12 protein-coding genes are annotated in these 17,701 nt (G+C 41.9%); 7 read left to right on the top strand and 5 right to left on the bottom strand.

Annotated features, from left to right (window positions below; translation table 11 throughout):
- Both BUF13_RS07585 and uvrA read right to left on the bottom strand, forming a co-directional pair.
- Positions 1 to 2,532 carry a M14 family metallopeptidase gene (locus tag BUF13_RS07585; RefSeq protein ID WP_073571176.1) on the bottom strand — a complete coding sequence of 844 codons (2,532 nt, stop codon included), beginning with the start codon at positions 2,530 to 2,532 and terminating at the stop codon, positions 1 to 3.
- A 174-nt stretch (positions 2,533 to 2,706) separates the two neighbouring features.
- The gene (uvrA, locus tag BUF13_RS07580) at positions 2,707 to 5,520 is read right to left on the bottom strand and encodes an excinuclease ABC subunit UvrA (protein ID WP_073571175.1); all 2,814 of its coding nucleotides are present in this window, start codon (positions 5,518 to 5,520) and stop codon (positions 2,707 to 2,709) included.
- 267 nt (positions 5,521 to 5,787) lie between these two features.
- Here uvrA and pnuC point away from each other — a divergent pair, with 267 nt between their 5' ends.
- The 3 genes from pnuC to BUF13_RS07565 are packed head-to-tail and all read left to right on the top strand — an operon-like array spanning position 5,788 to position 8,451.
- Positions 5,788 to 6,408 (top strand): nicotinamide riboside transporter PnuC, encoded by a 621-nt coding sequence (gene pnuC, locus BUF13_RS07575; RefSeq protein ID WP_073571174.1) that lies wholly within the window; start codon positions 5,788 to 5,790, stop codon positions 6,406 to 6,408.
- Complete coding sequence (locus tag BUF13_RS07570; protein ID WP_073571173.1) at positions 6,392 to 6,931, top strand: AAA family ATPase; 540 nt, start codon at positions 6,392 to 6,394, stop codon at positions 6,929 to 6,931. The genes pnuC and BUF13_RS07570 overlap by 17 nt, the downstream gene beginning before the upstream one ends.
- A 2-nt stretch (positions 6,932 to 6,933) precedes the next feature.
- Positions 6,934 to 8,451 (top strand): arylsulfatase, encoded by a 1,518-nt coding sequence (locus BUF13_RS07565; protein WP_073571172.1) that lies wholly within the window; start codon positions 6,934 to 6,936, stop codon positions 8,449 to 8,451.
- Here the strand turns inward: BUF13_RS07565 and BUF13_RS07560 are convergent, their stop codons facing one another.
- From BUF13_RS07560 to BUF13_RS07550, 3 genes are all read right to left on the bottom strand, one after another.
- Complete coding sequence (locus BUF13_RS07560) at positions 8,452 to 9,534, bottom strand: serine hydrolase domain-containing protein (protein WP_073571171.1); 1,083 nt, start codon at positions 9,532 to 9,534, stop codon at positions 8,452 to 8,454. It abuts the gene before it with no gap.
- Complete coding sequence (locus BUF13_RS07555) at positions 9,531 to 11,603, bottom strand: S9 family peptidase (protein ID WP_073571170.1); 2,073 nt, start codon at positions 11,601 to 11,603, stop codon at positions 9,531 to 9,533. Before BUF13_RS07555 ends, BUF13_RS07560 begins: the two co-directional genes overlap by 4 nt.
- 149 nt (positions 11,604 to 11,752) lie before the next feature.
- A complete protein-coding gene (locus BUF13_RS07550; RefSeq protein ID WP_073571169.1) occupies positions 11,753 to 13,294 on the bottom strand; it encodes a M20/M25/M40 family metallo-hydrolase in 1,542 nt (513 codons plus the stop codon).
- A 184-nt stretch (positions 13,295 to 13,478) separates the two neighbouring features.
- Between BUF13_RS07550 and BUF13_RS07545 the strand changes: the two genes are divergently transcribed.
- The 4 genes from BUF13_RS07545 to eboC all read left to right on the top strand — a co-directional run bounded on the left by BUF13_RS07545 (position 13,479) and on the right by eboC (position 17,680).
- Positions 13,479 to 14,633, top strand: coding sequence for an aldose epimerase family protein (locus BUF13_RS07545; protein ID WP_073571710.1), 1,155 nt, complete (start codon positions 13,479 to 13,481; stop codon positions 14,631 to 14,633).
- Between the two features lie 293 nt (positions 14,634 to 14,926).
- Entirely contained in the window at positions 14,927 to 15,814 is an 888-nt protein-coding gene (locus tag BUF13_RS07540; RefSeq protein WP_073571168.1) for an EboA domain-containing protein, read from the top strand.
- 36 nt (positions 15,815 to 15,850) lie between these two features.
- The gene (locus BUF13_RS07535) at positions 15,851 to 16,762 is read left to right on the top strand and encodes a TatD family hydrolase (protein WP_073571167.1); all 912 of its coding nucleotides are present in this window, start codon (positions 15,851 to 15,853) and stop codon (positions 16,760 to 16,762) included.
- A gap of 3 nt (positions 16,763 to 16,765) precedes the next feature.
- The gene (eboC, locus tag BUF13_RS07530; RefSeq protein ID WP_073571166.1) at positions 16,766 to 17,680 is read left to right on the top strand and encodes a UbiA-like protein EboC; all 915 of its coding nucleotides are present in this window, start codon (positions 16,766 to 16,768) and stop codon (positions 17,678 to 17,680) included.
- Positions 17,681 to 17,701: the final 21 nt, after the last annotated feature.

Raw genomic sequence — 17,701 nt, 5'->3', positions numbered from 1 at the left:
TTACTGACCAACCATAAATATGGCATTGCTCAGAACCAATTTCCCAGATTCCCAGAATCCTCTGAAAATTGGATTGTCCACAAAGTAAATGATATTTCCTCTGCCCTGTCTTTCAGATCCGATAGCCAAAGTTCCTCCCATTTTTGACTTGATTTTGTAACCGATATAGCCAGTTCGATAAGAGTCATTGGAAAGGATTTTACCTGCATTACCACCATTATCCATATAAGCATAATGACTGGAGCTGTTTTTCAAGGTGTAGTATTTTCCTCCGGTTCCGTATCCCAATGGATGAGTCACATCCATATCTACCTGATAAATGGATCCTTCTGTACCGCCTGAGATAGCCAATCTTTCACCTTCTTGATAAGGTTCTAATCTTTCAGCTTTTGCGATTTCTTCAGATTCTTTCTCAGCTGCTTTTTTCTCCTCATCAGAATCGAAAGTCTTCAAAGCAAAGCCTTCTTTGTTAGCAAACAGATTCAAAGCGCCATCTATGGCAATCAAATTCCCACCAGCTTTTACCCAATCCATCACTTTGTCCATCGCAGGTTTGCTCAATCCGCCTCCCCATGTGGCTGGTAGAATGATGACGTCGTATTTGCTCAAGTCGTAACGACCCATATTATTCATTTCCAAATTGGAAAGAGGGTAATTCAATTCTTGCTCGAAGAAATGCCATACTTCACCAAAGCCTAGAGAAGAAGTCCCCTGTCCACCGATGAGAGCCACTTTTGGAGCTTTGATCTCACGGATGTTTGGAGAACCAAAGTCTTTGCCTTCCTCCATGTATCCAGTCATGGTGGTAGCCAATTCGATTCCGAATTTGTTGGCAGCATCAGTGACTTTTTTATCAAAATCAGCCACATATTTATTGTCTCCTTTGGTGATTAAAAGCGTTCCTGCTGGAAAGCTTTTCCCTTCTGTTTTGAATGGGAACTCAGGATATTTCACTCTGATTCCTTCGTTGAATAGGCTGGTTAAGAATGCTGCTGCTCTGGTTCCTTGCCAATTAGCGATGTAAGCAACCGGAGTTTTCCCAATAGAATTTGGAGTGAATTCAGGGCTTTCGTAGGCTCCTGCAGGATCTAGTCTGCTTTCCAAGGCATAAGCTTCTACGCCATAGGCATATGGAAGTGACCAGCTGGTAATATCGTAAGTGATACTGTCATTCAATTGAGGATTTGGCTCGAAGAAAACTTGTGCCAAAACAGATTTTGGCTGATAAGCTGAAACCACCACGTCTTCATCAGAAGTAGAGAATGAACCAGATTTTCCTGTTTGGTAAGCGAATCCTTTCAAGCCGGATTTGCTTCCTGCTTTTCCATATCGGATTCCATTTTTATCCAAAAGCTCCAACAATTTGGCTACCTGAGCCGGATTGCTTTCTCCTTTGATGACAAAGCTCTTGTATTGTCCTTTCGGATTGGAGGAGTTTTCATCATAGTATTTGGCAAACTCTGCCAATAATTTATCCGCATGGGCGCTGGTCATTTCAGTTGCTGACATCGCAGCGGTATAATGACCTTCGATTCTATAGCTCAAAGTGACTGTGTCTCCAACAGCATTGAATCCACCGATTCCGGCTTGTCCGCCACCACCTTGCTCGATAGTCATACCGATTGCACCATTGTACATTGGGTAAGTGTCACCATAAGAAGGATAAAGCAAGTCAAATCGCTCTTTGGTGAAATAGAAACGGCCCATTTCATCAAAGTATTTCGCAGTGTTTTTCCCGAAAATATCCTGGAACTCATGTTGCCAAGCAGTCAATTGCTCATGCAAAGGTTCAGCCGCCGGCGCCATGTAGAATGGATTGTTGATGCCCTGCTCGTGGAAATCCAAGTGAAGCTGAGGCATCCACTGCTGGTACATTTTCAATCTCGCCTGAGATTCCACCTGTACCTGCCAAGCCCAGTCTCTGTTCAAATCAAAAAGGTAGTGGTTTGCTCTTCCTCCTGGCCAAGGTTCGCTATGCTCCATAGACTGAAGGTCCGGCTGAAGCGTAGTATTCATTTTTTGGTTGTACCACATCGCATATCGATCTCTGCCATCAGGGTTGATAGCTGGATCAATGATCACTACTTGATTTTTCAACCATTCCTGAGAAGTTGAATTAGTCGGATCCGCAAGGGTGTGGAATGAAGAAATGGCAGCTTCCATACCCACAGATTCGTTTCCATGCACATTGAAAGACATCCAGTTGATTGGAATGGATGTGCTAGGAGTTCCATCCATCAAGCCTGCTCTTTTCAAGTTGTCAGTACGGATTTGCTCCAGATTTGCCATGTTTTCGGCACTGGAGAGTATCGCAATTATCAGAGGACGCTTTTCATTGGTTTCTCCGTATTGGATCAACTTTACATTTGGGTTGTTGGCGGCTACATGCTCAAAGTAGTCAACCATTCGGTGATGCGGGGTGAATCGATCACCGGGTTTGTATCCTAGAAACTGCTCAGGGGTCTGGATTTGCGCTTGCGCAAAGCTGATTCCCAAACAGAGTAAAAGGGAAAGGAGTAAGGTTTTTTTCATAGCTGTTGATTCGTTCGATGCCGAATTTAACTGGAAAAAGGAAAGTGAGAAAACCGAAGGTGGAAAAGGACCAATTGCTCGATAGAAAAATGACTTTAAACAAAAATACCATGAAAATCGAAGCTAAGATTTTCGATTTTCATGGTAAATGAAGAGAATAGCCCTTTGATTTTATTAAAAACTCTCCCTCAAATATATTCCTGTAAAGTTATTTTCCTCTTTTGCCAAATCCTCTGGAGTCCCGGCAAAAGTCAAATGACCTCCTTTATTTCCACCTTCCGGTCCCAAATCAATCACCCAGTCTGCGGACTTGATCACTTCGGTATTGTGCTCGATGATGATTACAGAGTGTCCTTGATCGATCAAAGCATTGATACTGTGTAGGAGCTTGCTGATATCATGGAAGTGAAGTCCAGTGGTCGGTTCGTCGAAAATAAAGAGAACATGATCGGTGGATTTGGTTCCACCTTTTCCTAAGAAGGAAGCTAGTTTTACTCGCTGAGCTTCTCCACCAGAAAGAGTGTTGGAGCTTTGACCCATGCCGATATATCCCAAACCAACTTCTTGGAGCGGAGCCAGACGATTGATGATCTGATTTTTCCCTTGGAAAAACTCCATCGCCTCATCAATGCTCATAGCCAAGACATCTGAAATGTCCTTGTCCTTGTATTTGACATCCAAGATTTCATTTTTGAATCGCTTTCCTTTGCAAGATTCGCAGGTCAGGTGGATATCCGCCATAAACTGCATTTCAACAGTCGTCGTTCCTTCTCCTGCACAGGCTTCGCATCTTCCTCCGTCTACGTTGAAAGAGAAAAATGCCGGTTTGTATCCTCTCTGCTTAGAAAGAGGTTGCTCAGAAAATAAGGTTCGGATGGCATCATAAGCCTTCACATAAGTCACCGGATTCGAGCGAGAAGACTTCCCGATGGGGTTTTGATCCACAAACTCCACTTGCGTGATCTGCTTGTAATCGCCTTCGATTTTGTCATATTTCCCGCTTTCGTCGATGACGGTTCCCAGCATTTTACCCAATGCAGGATAAAGGATTTTCTTGATCAAAGTAGATTTTCCTGAGCCAGAAACCCCTGTGACTACAGTCAAAGTATTTAAAGGAAATCGGACAGTCAGGTTTTTCAGATTGTTTTCTTTGGCACCTTTGACAGTGATGCTATCCTTCCACTTTCTATTTCCATTTTTTTGGAAAATATGCTCTTCCCCTCTCAGGTATTTTGCTGTATGAGTTTGTCCTGAAGAAATCAAGTCTTCTATGCTTCCTTGGAAAAGCAATTCCCCGCCATGAACTCCTGCATCTGGACCGATGTCGATAATCTGATCCGCAGAACGCATGACTTTTTCTTCATGCTCCACTACGATTACGGTATTTCCGAGTTCTTTCAGGGTTTTCAAAACACCGACCAATCGATCGGTATCTCTAGGATGCAAACCGATACTTGGCTCATCCAGAATATACATGGAACCAACCAGAGCAGAACCTAAGTTTGTTGCCAATTTGATTCGCTGATATTCTCCACCGGAAAGGGTTGAAGTCAATCGATTTAAGGTCAAATAGCCCAAACCAACCTGATCCATGAATTCCAATCGGCTGGTAATTTCTTTCAAAAGTCTGTTGGCTACTTTGGCCTCATGCTCCTCCAAATTGAGATTGGAGAAAAATACCAGAGCCTCATCAATTGGCATCAACACCAAATCCGTGATGGATTTTTCATTGATTTTGACATAGGAAGCATCTTTTCTCAATCGGGTACCACGGCATTCTGGACAGGTGGTTCTTCCTCTAAAGCGAGAAAGCATCACTCGGTATTGGATCTTATGGGTTTTGGTTTCCAGGTCTTTGAAAAAGGCATTCAAGCCTTTGAAATATTTGTTTCCGGTCCAAAGAAGCTCTTGCTCTTTTTCTGTCAGGTCTTCGTAAGCTCTGTGGATTGGAAAGTCGAATTCAATTCCCTTTTTCAATAAAGGTTCCAACCAAGATTTGGAAGATTCACCTCTCCAAGGAGCAATTGCTCCTTCGTAAACCGAAAGCTCTTTATTTGGAATGACCAAGTCAGGATCGATTCCTAAGACATTCCCGAAACCTTCACATCTTTTACAGGCGCCATAAGGGTTGTTGAAAGAGAAAAAGTTAACAGAAGGAAGCTCGAAAGTCATTCCATCCAATTCGAATCGGTCTGAAAAACTCTTAGTCTCCTGGCCTGGGATGGTGATTTTACAATCGCCATGGCCTTCGAAAAGTGCTGTTTGTACCGAGTCTGCAATTCGGAATTGATTGTCTTCATCGTCTTTTCTGACAGAAGCACGGTCAATGAGAACCTCGTATTTTCCTTTAGGAATTTTCTTTTCTTCCAAAAGTTCCTCCACAAAATAGGCCTCCCCATCAATCAATATTCGGGTATAGCCTTTTTGTAAAAGCAACTCTAATTCCTGATTGATTTTTCTCCCTCTTTCTACTTGCAAAGGGCATGAAATCATGACTTTGGAGCCCTCTTCGAAAGAAAGAATAAAATCTACAATATCTGAAACTGTATGATGCTTTACTTCTTTGCCTGAAACTGGAGAAATGGTTTTTCCAACACGAGCAAAAAGTAATTTCAAATAATCATAGATCTCAGTAGTCGTACCCACGGTAGATCTTGGATTTTTGGTATTGACTTGTTGCTGAATCGCAATGGCAGGAGCCACGCCTTTGATGTATTCGACCTCAGGTTTTTCCATTCTGCCCAAAAACTGGCGGGCATAGGAACTCAGGCTTTCCACATACATTCTTTGGCCTTCGGCAAAAAGCGTATCAAAAGCCAATGAGGATTTACCTGAGCCCGAAAGTCCAGTCACTACCACAAAATGATTTCTCGGGATGGCAACGCTGAGATTTTTCAGGTTGTTGACCCGTGCATTTTTGATAATGATAAAATTCTTGGGATCGAGAGAGTCGAGGTCTGTTTTTGCAGATAAAGTGCTCAAAGTCATAGCTGGCAAAGTTAAGAATCTAACCCTAGAAGTCCTCGGAAAGTTTGCGACTTGTCGTGAATTGTCGTTTTGGTGGACAAAGTACAATGTACCAAGTACAAAGTCCAACATCCTAAGTCAAAAGGCAGGGTGTAAAAGTCCAGTAGCACCTTGGGAGAGAAACAGAATTCATGAGTTGTGTTCAAGGATCTAAAAGTGAAATCCACTTATGTAACCTTCCAACTTTAAACTTTCGAACTTTCCAACATTTATCCCTTTCTTCGCAACATGGATATAAACTTCCTTTTGGATGGAATCAGAGAAGGAATTGCCGCCATGACTTGGTTGGAGGCAGTCGCAGCCTTTTTGGGGATTGCTTCTGTGTTTTATTCCATGAAAGAGCACATTTGGGTTTATCCGACTGGGATAGTTTCGACTTTGATTTATGTTTGGATTTGCTTCCAATTCAAGTTGTACGCAGATATGGGCATCAATGCATATTACTTTAGCATGTCTATTTACGGTTGGTATGCCTGGACCCATCCCAAAGAAAATGAATCGATCTTGCCAACCACCTGGCTGAGTTCGAAAGGTTGGATTACCTCAGTTTTGTTGTTCGCTGGCTCTTATGCCATATTATCGACTGTCCTTTCCAATTTTACTGATTCTGATGTTCCCTATTGGGATTCTTTAACGACTTCTTCGGCATTTGTCGGCATGTGGCTGATGGCCAAAAAGAAAGTAGAAAACTGGTATTTCTGGTTGCTCACCGACTTTGTGTCCATTCCACTTTACTTTTACAAAGGATTGATGCTGACATCTTTCCAATATTTAGTATTTACTGTTTTGGCAATTCTTGGATTGCTAGCTTGGATCAAATCCGCCAAAGCCCATGAAGCCCATCTCTAAAATCCTTATTCTCGGACCAGAATCCACAGGGAAAAGTACGCTTGCACAGGATTTGAGTGTGCATTTCAATGAACCATGGGTACAGGAATACGCAAGAGAATATTTGGAGGAGATAGCTCGCCCTTATGTGTTTGAGGACTTAGTAGAAATGGGAAAAGGGCAAATGGCTTTGGAAGATCAGCAGGCAAAAGAAGCTGAAAGGCTGCTTTTTTGTGATACCGATCTTCGTGTGATTCAAGTTTGGTCCCAATATCGGTTTGAAAAAGTAGATCCTTGGATCCTTGAAGAAATCCAAAAAAGAACATATGATTTGATCTTACTGACCGATGTGGATTTGCCATGGGCGCCTGATCCTCAGCGGGAATACCCTGAGCTGGAAATGCGTCAATTCTTTTTGGATTGGTATGAAAGACTGGCAATCGAGAGTGGTTTCCCTTGGTTTAAAATATCAGGGTCGAGGGAAAAAAGATTGAAAGATTCTGTCAATCACATTCAAAAGATTATTTTTGGTCAAAAGACCTAAACATGAAGAAACTCCTTTATCTATCCCTAGTAGCACTCTATTTTTCCTGTTCACCCGCGGAAAAAGAACCCCAAAAACCAAATATTGTATTAATTCTAGCCGATGATTTGGGCTATGGAGAAGTAGGTTTTAATGGTCAAAAGATCATTGAAACTCCTGCAATGGATGCTTTGGCTGCTTCTGGGAAGGTATTTACCAATCACTATTCTGCAGCTCCGGTTTGTGCTCCGGCCAGATGCATGTTGCTAACGGGACTTCATTCTGGACATGCCTATGTGAGAGGAAATGATGAGTGGAGAGAAAGGGGAGAAGTTTGGGATTATGCCAAAGCTGCTGCAGATCCGAATTTAGAGGGGCAAAGACCATTGCCATCAGATACTGAGACTTTGGCCAAAATCCTTCAGAGAAATGGTTACAAAACAGGGATCGTAGGAAAGTGGGGCTTGGGTGCTCCTTTGACTGAGAGTATTCCTACTAAAATGGGCTTTGACTATTTCTACGGCTACAATTGCCAGCGTCAGGCTCATAATCTTTATCCCCCTCACATGTGGGAAAATGAGACCAAAATTCCTTTGGATAACGAGTTAATTGTACCTGGAACCAAAATCGATTCTTTAGCTGATCCAAATGACCCGACTTCCTATGCAAAATATGAGCAGAAGGATTATGCTCCGGCCCTGATGCAGGAAAAAGCTTTGGCATTTATCGAGGAAAATAAAGATGAGCCATTCTTCTTGTATTATGCCTCTCCATTACCACATTTACCGCTGCAGGTTCCTTCAGAGTATATTGAGAAATACCGAAAAAAAATAGGTGAGGAGGAATATTACGATGGTAAAAGAGGATATTTCCCAACCCGATACCCAAAAGCTACCTATGCGGCAATGATTGATTTGTTGGATCAGCAAATTGGAGAAGTTCGTGCAAAACTGGAAGAATTGGGGCTTTCTGAAAACACACTAATCATTGTGACCAGTGATAACGGCCCTACCTATACTGGCGGTGTTGATTTTGATTATTTCAACAGCTCGCAGCCTTTTACAAATGGCTATGGGCATACCAAAGGCTTTGTTTACGAAGGAGGAATCCGTGTTCCAATGTTGGTCAACTGGCCAGGTAAAATCGAGGCTGGAACCAGTTCGGATCACATTTCAGCTTTTTACGATATTCTTCCTACGATCTGCGAATTGATTGGGGTGGAGCCGCCAAAAACAGATGGGAAAAGCTTCCTTTCAGCCATTATGGGTAAAGAGCAGGAAGAGCATGATTTCTTGTATTGGGAATTTCCAGAATACGATGGTCAGCAAGCTGTAAGAATGGGCAAATGGAAAGCTGTTCGCCAGCATCTAAACAAAGGCGAAATCAAAACCGAACTTTACGATCTTTCAGTTGATCCTCAAGAGCAAAATGATGTTGCAGAAGCCAATCCTGAGATTGTCTCCCAAATTGAAGAAATCATGAAAAGGGAACATACAAAATCAGAAATTGAGCGTTGGCAAATTGGTGCTTTGGGAGACTGATTACCATTTTCCCACAGCCAAAGTTGCTGCTTCAACCAATCGCATCATATCCGGATGATAATTGTTGTTTAGGATGATGATGGTTTTGTTTTCTTCTATAAAACGAATAATGATGGTCTTGTACCCGGGGTTGTCTCCGGTGTGCATGACCATTTTTCCATAAGGACTATTTGGATCTAGGTCCCAGCCAAATCCATAGGTACTTCTTGCACCATTATTTAATTTGAAAGGAGAAAATGCTTCCTCCAAAGTTTTCTGAGATACTAATTTGTCAGTGTACAAAGCTTGGTCCCAGATCAATAGATCCTGGGCATTGGAGCTTACTCTTCCTGGGCCTTTTCTTTTTCCCAACCAAAGGGTGTAATCAGAGGATCTGAATTTATTGGCATTGACATAATTCCCCTTTTCATCTTTGAGGTGTCCTGCTGCGAAATTTGGGACTTTGGCCTTTTCTTCTAAGGTGCGAATCGCTGTATTTTTCATTCCCAAAGGATCAAAAATCCATTCTTTGGAAAGCTCCACAAAATCTCTTCCGGTTGCCTTTTCTACAATACTTGCCAACAAGACATAACCCGTATTGCTGTATTCATAATCATCTCCAGGTTCGAAATTCTTGGGAGGAGCATATTTATTGAGATATTCCAAAATGTCGGAATTTCCAGCTGCCTTTGTTTTATCCCAATGCTCGTCCATAATTGCTTGATAATCCGGGACCCCAGAAGTGTGCGTCAACAGGTTTCGGATGGTAATTCCCTTGTAAGGAATATCCAAATATTGAGAAACCGAGTCGTCAAAATTCAAAAATCCTTTTTCTTTACAGATCATGATCATCATGGCCGTAAACTGCTTGGAAACAGATGCCATTTCAAAAATATCATCCACTTCCAATGGAATATTGTCTTCAAAGCTTCGCTTTCCAATGGCTTCTTCAAAAAGAATTTCTCCCTTGTCAGCCACCAAAACGATTCCCGAAAAACCTTCCTGCTCAGCTCTTTCAAAGGCCTCTTTCAGGACTTTTTCCTGTCCAAAAACAAAAAGTGGAAGAAAAGTGAAAGCGAATACTAATTGACTCAATTTTTTCATTGCTTTTGAATTTGTCTTTGGATGAAATCAATAGCCGCTTCATATGCCGCTACCCAATTTTTATGAAGGATAAAAGAATGTACCTCGTCTGGAAACACCAATTGCTCGACCTCCACTCCCTGCTTTCTCAAAACTTCAGCCAATTCTACGGATTCAGAGAAAAGGACGTTTCGATCATCATCCCCATGAATTAATAGAACTGGATCTTTCCAGTTTTCAACATAGGCCATCGGAGAAGATTTGAAAGCCAATTCAGCCATTTCAGGGAATTTTTCCGGTGCATACCAAGAGGCAAATACAGGAATGTCATTGTTCCAATTATGTACTCCATGGATATCGACCCCTGCTAAGAATTTCTCTGGCGCTTGAGCCAATCCATGGGCAGTCATAAATCCACCATAACTTCCACCCCAAGGGATAATTAGAGAGCTTTCCACATCAGGTCTTCCAGCCAAATAATCAGCCGCTGCCATCAAATCCTGAACTTCACTCGCTCCCCCAGCTCCATAATTGTCTTCCTCACGAAAATCCAATCCATAACCAATCCCGCTTCGATAGTTCAAAGTCAAAGCTATAAATCCATTGGCTGCAAAGTATTGCTGAAGCGCATAGGCATTGCTGTAGTATTGAGAATAATTGAAGCCCAAAAGCATCTGTCTCCGGCTTCCTCCATGGATAAAAATGACCGCAGGATATTTTTTGGATGCGTCATGATTGGGAGGTAAAAAAAGCTGTGCCCGTGTTTTAAATCCATCTTCAGCAATCAGATCAATGCCTAAAGGAGTAACCAGATTTTTTGGAAAATCACTAGGGAAAAGTTCTTCTGCCAAAGCTTTTTGACCTCCGTATTGACGGATCATTGGCCAGGCAGGAGTGATGGCTGAAGCAGAAAGATAAGCTAGACCATTTTCTATTCGAACGGGCGTCCAGTTGATTTTTCCTGGGTCAGTGAGGTCTTCCAAATTGTAGCTTGTCAAGTCCAAACTGATAATTTTCCTTCGTTCGATGTCTCCGATATTGGTTGTGAGAAGGAGCTCATTTTTCGTAAAAGACGTGTTTACCTTTTCTACGATTCCAAAGCCTCGAGTCAGGTGTTTTGTCTCCCCATTTTTTGGATTTACAGCATAGAGTTGAACCCAGCCATTTCCTTCCCACGGGAATACCAAATCGCCTTTTGGCGTCCACCACAGCCTTTCATTTTCGGCCGGTAAATCTCTTACCAAAACTGACCCTTTTCCTGCTGGAGCTTTCCATACCTCTTTTGCTTTTAAAGTCGCCAGATCCAAAACCCGAATGCTCCAAGGGTTAGCTTCTTTATGCGATGTAAAAGGAAGTTTATTCAAAACATTCGGAACTCTCACATAGGCCAATTTGCTTCCATCTGGGCTCCAAGCTGGATAGCTGTCATGATCCAAGCTAGTTTCTGGATAGCTGAGCGTTTTGTTTTCAAGATCCCAAAGTCCGATATAGGAATGGTCTCTACGGTTGGAAACGAAGGATATCAATTTCCCATTGGGAGAAAAACTGTATTGTTGGATATTTCCTCGTGCTGTAAATATTGTTTTTGGGCTTTCTTGTAAGTTTTCCAGGGAAATGGATTTTAGGTCTTTTCCAGCTTTGAAAATGAGCGTTTTCCCATCAGGCGAAAAGACAGGCCCGCTTCCAGGTCCAAGCAATTGGTCTTTTCCAGATTCAAGATCGATTAGGTGAATTTGAAATTCGGTGCTGACTTGCAATTGGGCAGGATTTGCTGCTTCTCCTGCAGGATTTTTGGAATTTCCACTTACATAGGCCAGGGTTTTTCCGTTAGGAGAAAAGACCAATGAGCCCACATCTATCCCAACATCACCTTTGTAATCAGTGATTTTCTGAGTTTGATATTCTGGTGCTTTTGCAAAGAAAATATTTCTTTCACCTTCGGAATTGAAGACCCAAGCGATGGATTTTCCCTGTGGATCGGCAGTGAGATTTGTTGGGAATGGTGCAGAGAGATAAGTCGAAATTTCTTGGCTAAAGCCTGAGACAAGGATGAATAAAAATAGGGTGCTGAGGAGTAAGTGTTTTTTCATACAGAATTAAGCTTGAAGACAATTTAGTCATCCCCAAACCTCATTCAAAGCCAAAAACTCAATCATCCCATGTAATTGTAGTTAATTTGATCAAAAAAAGACCCTGAAGATTTCTTCAGGGTCTTTTTATAGAATTTTTTGATATGAAATTAATCCATTCCACCTTTTCTAGTTGGAGATCTCATTGCAGGCCAAGATGTAGGCTTACCATCTCTTCCAATTGGAATTCTTCTTTCTCTTGAAACCATGTCTGGTTCTTCGCAAGCCATATAAACCATGATTGCAGCCATGATTACATTGTTTTGAACATCATCAAAAACAATTTTGTCATAAGTATCCAGGTTGGTATGCCAAGTATAGTTGAAGTAAGACCAGCTCAAAGAACTTAAAGAGAATGCAGGAACTCCAGCAGCAACAAACGAAGCGTAGTCAGATCCGCCCCCGCCTGGGTTGCCAGGGAAGGAAGTGTTGATGTCTCTGGTGATATCTCTTGGTACTTCAGACATCCATCTGCCTAGGTACTCATAACTATCTACGAAACCTTGACCGGATACATTGGCAACTCTACCAGTTCCATTATCCTGATTGAATAGCGCCTGGATTTTTTCAACGATTTCTGGATGATCTTCTACGAAAGCTCTTGAGCCATTCAATCCTTGCTCCTCAGAACCCCAATGTCCCACCAAAATGGTTCTTTTTGGATTCGGATAAACTTTCTTCAAAACTCTCATCACTTCCATCATCATGATGGTACCGGTTCCGTTGTCTGTTGCACCAGTTCCGCCATCCCAAGAATCAAAGTGAGCAGAAAGCATTACATATTCGTCTGGCTTTTCTGTTCCTTTGATTTCAGCAATAGTGTTGAAAGTTGGCTGAACACCAGTTTCCTTGGATTGTGCATTCAAGTTGATCACTGGCTTTTTACCGCTCTCAGCTAATCTGTAAAGCATTCCGTAATCTTCAAGGGAAAGGTCTACAGTTGGAACGGACTTAGTGTATGCAGAGAAGATTTTGTTTGCTCCAAAGCCTCTAGACCAATAGCTGGTGATGATACCCAAAGCTCCTGCGTCTTCCAAAGCTTGAGGAAGTTCTCTTCTACCCAAACCAGTAATTTCGATTCTCTTATTCCAAGCTTGTTCAAAAGCAGCTCTGTCTTCTTTCATTTTCTCGAAAGACTCATCAGTGGCCCACTCTTCCCAGTTGTAGTCAGGACGACCGGTAAACTGAGGAACGGAAATCATTACATATTTTCCTTTGACACTTGGAAGCCAAGCTTTGAAAGCAGCTTCATCGGCTACTTCCGGTAGAGTTACAACTTCGCCAGTTGCTCCACCTTTTGGAGAAGCAGGAGACCAAGCCAGCTGCATACCAGATAGGGATCTTACCCAAGGTTCCATCATATCGATGTGGGTAATTCCACGATCCCAGCCTCTCCATTCACCCCATTGTTGATTTTCTGCTGGGATACCCCATGTAGCATATTTTTCTACTGCCCAGTCATGTGCTTCTTGCATTTGAGGAGTTCCGACCAATCGAGGCCCGATACCATCCAAAAGCTCATGAGCTAGTTCTTTCAACTGAGAATTTTCAGTTTCCTCAGCAATAATTTTTTCAATCACTTGGTCCTGAGCTTGGGCTTTCATGCCAAAAAGCAATAAAAGGCTCATTCCAAAAAGGTAGCGTTTCTTCATAGTTTTTTATTTAGATAATAAAATTAGTCTAATGAGAAAGAATAATGAGAACCGCTGGTGGAAAGGAAAACATCATGTTAATAGAGTTCAAATAAAAACGGTTTCTCGATTGGAGCCTTTCATACAAATTGATTTAATTAAGTTCCGAATTTTCACTAGTCTTAATCAAACGAATCCAAATAACATGAAGAATTTAAAATTGATAGGCTTTTTCAGCTTGATAGCGATCTCAGGATGGCTATCAGCTTGTGGAAATAAAGCTTCCGAAAGTACTGAGCAAGAGGAGGCTGTAGTCAAAGAACAATCGTTTGGAAATACATTTAAAGGAAAAGAAGTGCAACTATTTGAAATCAAAAATGCCAAAGGTCTCAAAATGAAAGTGACCAATTTTGGAGCAAGAGTTACTGAACTTTGGGTTCCGGATAAAAATGGGAACCCTGTGGATATCGTATTGGGATTTAATACTCTGGATGAATACCTAAATAGCAGTGAAAAATATATCGGAGCTTCCATCGGAAGGTATGGAAACCGAATTGCAAATGGTGAATTTACCTTGAATGATGTGGTTTATAAATTACCAATAAACAACAATGGCCAAACCCTTCATGGTGGCCCTGGAGGATTTGATTGGGTCGTTTGGGATGCTCAAAAAGTTGCAGACAATAGCATTGAGTTTAGCTATAAGTCCCCAGATGGTGAGGAAGGATTTCCAGGCGAGTTGTTGGTGAAAATGGTCTATACCTTGACGGATGAAAATGAATTTAAGGTTACCTATGAGGCAGAAACGGACCAAGCTACTCCTGTTAATTTGACTCATCATTCCTTCTTCAACCTGAACGGAGCAGGTGAGGGAACCATCTTAAATCATGAATTGCAGCTGAATGCCTCCAAGTATACTCCTGTGAATGGAGTTTTGATCCCAACTGGTGAAATCCTGGAGGTTGCAGGTACTCCTTTTGACTTTACTTCTTCTACTGAAATCGGAGCAAGAATCGAAAATGAAAATGAGCAATTGGGCTTCGGTGGAGGATATGATCACAACTGGGTGTTGGATAAAAGTTCAAACGATCTTACTCAAGCAGCGGTAGTTTCTTCTCCTCAAACGGGGATTAAAATGGAGGTTTGGACCACTGAGCCAGCAATCCAGTTTTACAGCGGAAACTTCCTAGACGGAACCATTCACGGAAAAGAAGGCAAATCTTATGATTTTAGAGGTGCGTTCTGTTTAGAAACCCAACACTATCCTGATTCACCAAATCAGCCAAATTTTCCTTCAACGATTCTAAATCCAGGGGAAAAATATGAACAAACCTGTATTTACAAATTTGATGTAGAATAGTCCCGCAAAGGATTGAAATTCTGTGAGAGGCCGCACCAAATCCAGTAAGAGGGAAATGGAGCGGTCTTTTTTTTGACCTGATTGTTTTCAAAGTTTCAGCTAGTTCAGCATTAATGTCAAAGTTTTAAATTATTAGGTTTTCATTTGAATGCTGTTTTTGTGACACGGATAGGTATTTGATTATGATTTTTCTCATAAAGCGCCTATTTCAAGGCTCCATTCCTCCAAAACAAGATGCATTTTGTTGAAGGATTGAGTTTATTTGAAAATCGAAGAAATAGTACAAAAATTAGATGGCTTCCACCCAAGATATACTCGAGTTCCTTTCTGGAATTTTATCAAAAAATGCTGAAGAAAAGTCTTTGAATTGGCTTTCTCAAAAAACAGAAAAAATTCAATCTTCAGGTTCACCAACTGCTTTCTTTCTTGCTTTTAGTCAGGCATCTCGCTTTTTCTCTAAGGAGAAATTGCAGCTAGACGAAGCGGATAAAAATAAGGCAGATGAACTAGTTTCTGGCTATGAGCCTGAATTTTGGAATGTGCTTCAAACTGCAAGAACCTATTTGCTTTTGTCTTATCCTCAGGAAAAAGAAACTTGGTTTTCAGCGGTCAATCAGTTGTTTGAAACTGCCGATATGCACGAGCATCAGGCTCTTTTCGCAGCTTTGCCTTTGATGCCTTTTCAGGAAGATTTGGTAGATCGGGCGATTGATGGATGTAGAACTAATGTTGCACTGATATTCGATGCAATCGCATTGAACAATCCTTATCCTGCTAAGTATTTTCCTGAAGCAAACTGGAATCAAATGGTTCTAAAAGCTGTTTTCATGCAGCGCCCTCTCTATAGAATACAAAGTCAGGATTCGAGAAGTAATCCAGCTTTAGCGGAAATCGCCAGAGATTTTGCTCATGAAAGATGGGCAGCAGGTAGAAATGTAATGCCAGAATTATGGCGTTTAGTTTCACCTTTCTTGAACGAAAAATACTTGGAAGACCTTCAAAAAGTAATGAGTTCCAAAGATGATTTGGAATTGGCTGGTGGAGCTTTGGCTTTATTCAATGGTTCATCAGGCACTGGAAAGACACTTTTGAGCGAATTTCCTACATTAGCATCCCAAATCGAATCTGGAGAGATCACTTGGGAGAAGGTAGGCAAGGAATATCAGGACACCCGAGTTTAAGAGATTAACAATTACTCCAAATAAATCATAGAAATCATGTCAATGTACATTGATCCACATATTCACCTTGTGTCCCGTACGACGGATGATTACGAGGCAATGCAAAAAGCAGGAATAGTAGCGACCATTGAGCCAGCATTCTGGCTGGGTCAGCCGCGAACAGAGGTTGGTAGCTTTAAGGACTATTTCAGTACTCTTGTTGGTTGGGAAAGATTCAGAGCAAGTCAGTTTGGTATCGTGCATTATTGCACCATGGGCTTGAACTCCAAAGAGGCAAATAATATTGCCTTGGCTGAGCAAGTGATGGAATTGCTTCCGCTTTATGTCGGGAAAGAAGGTGTGGTAGCCATCGGTGAGATCGGTTATGATGATCAAACTGAGGCTGAAGATAGGTTCTATAGAGAACAGCTTGAATTGGCGAAAGAAGTTGATCTTCCGGTTTTGATTCATACACCTCATAGAGATAAGAAAAAAGGAACCTATAGATCCATGGATGTGGCTGAAGAGCATGGAATGAATCCGGGATGGATCATCGTGGATCATAACAATGAAGAAACTGTAAAAGAGGTTTTGGATCGTGGATATTGGGCAGGATTTACCATTTATCCACATACTAAAATGGGTTCTGAGCGAATGGTAGAAATCGTGAAGCAATACGGTCCTGAGAGAATTATTGTCAATTCTGCAGCGGATTGGGGGATTTCTGATCCTTTGGCAGTGCCAAAAACAGCTGACTTGATGAGAAAAATGGGCATTCCTGAGGAACATGTTCAGATGGTGACCTACAGAAATGCACTTACAGCATTCTCCCTCTCCGGTCAAATGGATGAAAATGATTGGCTTCAGGCTCCACCAATTGATCAAACCAAAAAAATGAGTGGAAATTCAGTACTTCGTGGAGGTCAGGTGCCAAGAGTAGAGGGTCCTGCCGACAGAGTAGAAAATTAATACATGGCAAAAGGAGGAGTTTTTCCATACCTACAGCTAACCCGCCCAGCTAATGTCGTCACCGCGATTGCAGACATCTGGGCGGGTTTTGCTATTGCTGGAGGATGGAGTTATATGATTTCCAATTGGGAAAAAGGAAGTGCTGATTTCTGGCAGAATCTGCTTTGGCTTTCTTTGAGTACGATTGGCTTATACGCTGGAGGCGTGGCTTTCAATGATATAGCAGATGCTGAATTGGACGCTGTAGAGCGACCAGAGAGACCGATCCCTAGTGGAAGAGCAAGCAAAAGTACGGCGATCATTTTCGCTACTTCATTGTTGGTATTTGGAGTGGCGATGGCTTTCCTAGTTAATTGGATTGCTGGAGTTTTGGCAATAGCAGTTTCTCTTTGTGCATTGCTTTATGATTACTGGGGAAAGCATCAGTCCATCCTAGGTCCGATCAATATGGGACTTTGTCGAACTGGAAATTTGCTTTTGGGTGTAGCCGTCGCTCCAGAAGTCTTGGAAAAGCTCTGGCCGATTGGCGTTTTACCTTTGATCTATGTGGCGGCCATTACGATGGTCAGCCGAGGAGAAGTACATGGGAAAAACAAAAAAGCACTTTATGGAGGCTTCTTCATGTACATCTTTGTGGTTTTGGCGATCTATGGATTGGCTAAATTCCAAGGCCCTGATTACAAAGAAGTTTTTCCATTTCTAGTCCTATTGAGTTACATGATTTTCCCTCCATTGGGAAAAGCCATCAAAACTCAAGACCCAAAAATGATCGGAAAGTCAGTGAAAGCTGCTGTTATTTCCTTGATTATTGTCAATTCTTCGCTAACAGCCGCCTTTGCAGGATGGGAAATCGGCGCAATTGTTTTATTGTTGCTTCCTATTTCTTTATGGCTGGCTAAGAAGTTTGCCGTGACTTGATTTAATTTGGGATTGGTTTTC

Origin of the sequence: Algoriphagus zhangzhouensis, assembly GCF_900148515.1 — a bacterium.
Classification (GTDB): domain Bacteria; phylum Bacteroidota; class Bacteroidia; order Cytophagales; family Cyclobacteriaceae; genus Algoriphagus; species Algoriphagus zhangzhouensis.
Note: the sequence above shows the minus strand (reverse complement) of the source record. Positions and strands in the feature narration are given on the sequence as shown.

Excerpts from the sequence above, each read along its gene's own strand:
- BUF13_RS07585 (WP_073571176.1), bottom strand. The coding sequence starts at position 2,532 with ATGAAAAAAACCTTACTCCTTTCCCTTTTACTCTGTTTGGGAATCAGC.
- uvrA (WP_073571175.1), bottom strand. The coding sequence starts at position 5,520 with ATGACTTTGAGCACTTTATCTGCAAAAACAGACCTCGACTCTCTCGAT.
- pnuC (WP_073571174.1), top strand. The coding sequence starts at position 5,788 with ATGGATATAAACTTCCTTTTGGATGGAATCAGAGAAGGAATTGCCGCC.
- BUF13_RS07570 (WP_073571173.1), top strand. The coding sequence starts at position 6,392 with ATGAAGCCCATCTCTAAAATCCTTATTCTCGGACCAGAATCCACAGGG.
- BUF13_RS07565 (WP_073571172.1), top strand. The coding sequence starts at position 6,934 with ATGAAGAAACTCCTTTATCTATCCCTAGTAGCACTCTATTTTTCCTGT.
- BUF13_RS07560 (WP_073571171.1), bottom strand. The coding sequence starts at position 9,534 with ATGAAAAAATTGAGTCAATTAGTATTCGCTTTCACTTTTCTTCCACTT.
- BUF13_RS07555 (WP_073571170.1), bottom strand. The coding sequence starts at position 11,603 with ATGAAAAAACACTTACTCCTCAGCACCCTATTTTTATTCATCCTTGTC.
- BUF13_RS07550 (WP_073571169.1), bottom strand. The coding sequence starts at position 13,294 with ATGAAGAAACGCTACCTTTTTGGAATGAGCCTTTTATTGCTTTTTGGC.
- BUF13_RS07545 (WP_073571710.1), top strand. The coding sequence starts at position 13,479 with ATGAAGAATTTAAAATTGATAGGCTTTTTCAGCTTGATAGCGATCTCA.
- BUF13_RS07540 (WP_073571168.1), top strand. The coding sequence starts at position 14,927 with ATGGCTTCCACCCAAGATATACTCGAGTTCCTTTCTGGAATTTTATCA.
- BUF13_RS07535 (WP_073571167.1), top strand. The coding sequence starts at position 15,851 with ATGTCAATGTACATTGATCCACATATTCACCTTGTGTCCCGTACGACG.
- eboC (WP_073571166.1), top strand. The coding sequence starts at position 16,766 with ATGGCAAAAGGAGGAGTTTTTCCATACCTACAGCTAACCCGCCCAGCT.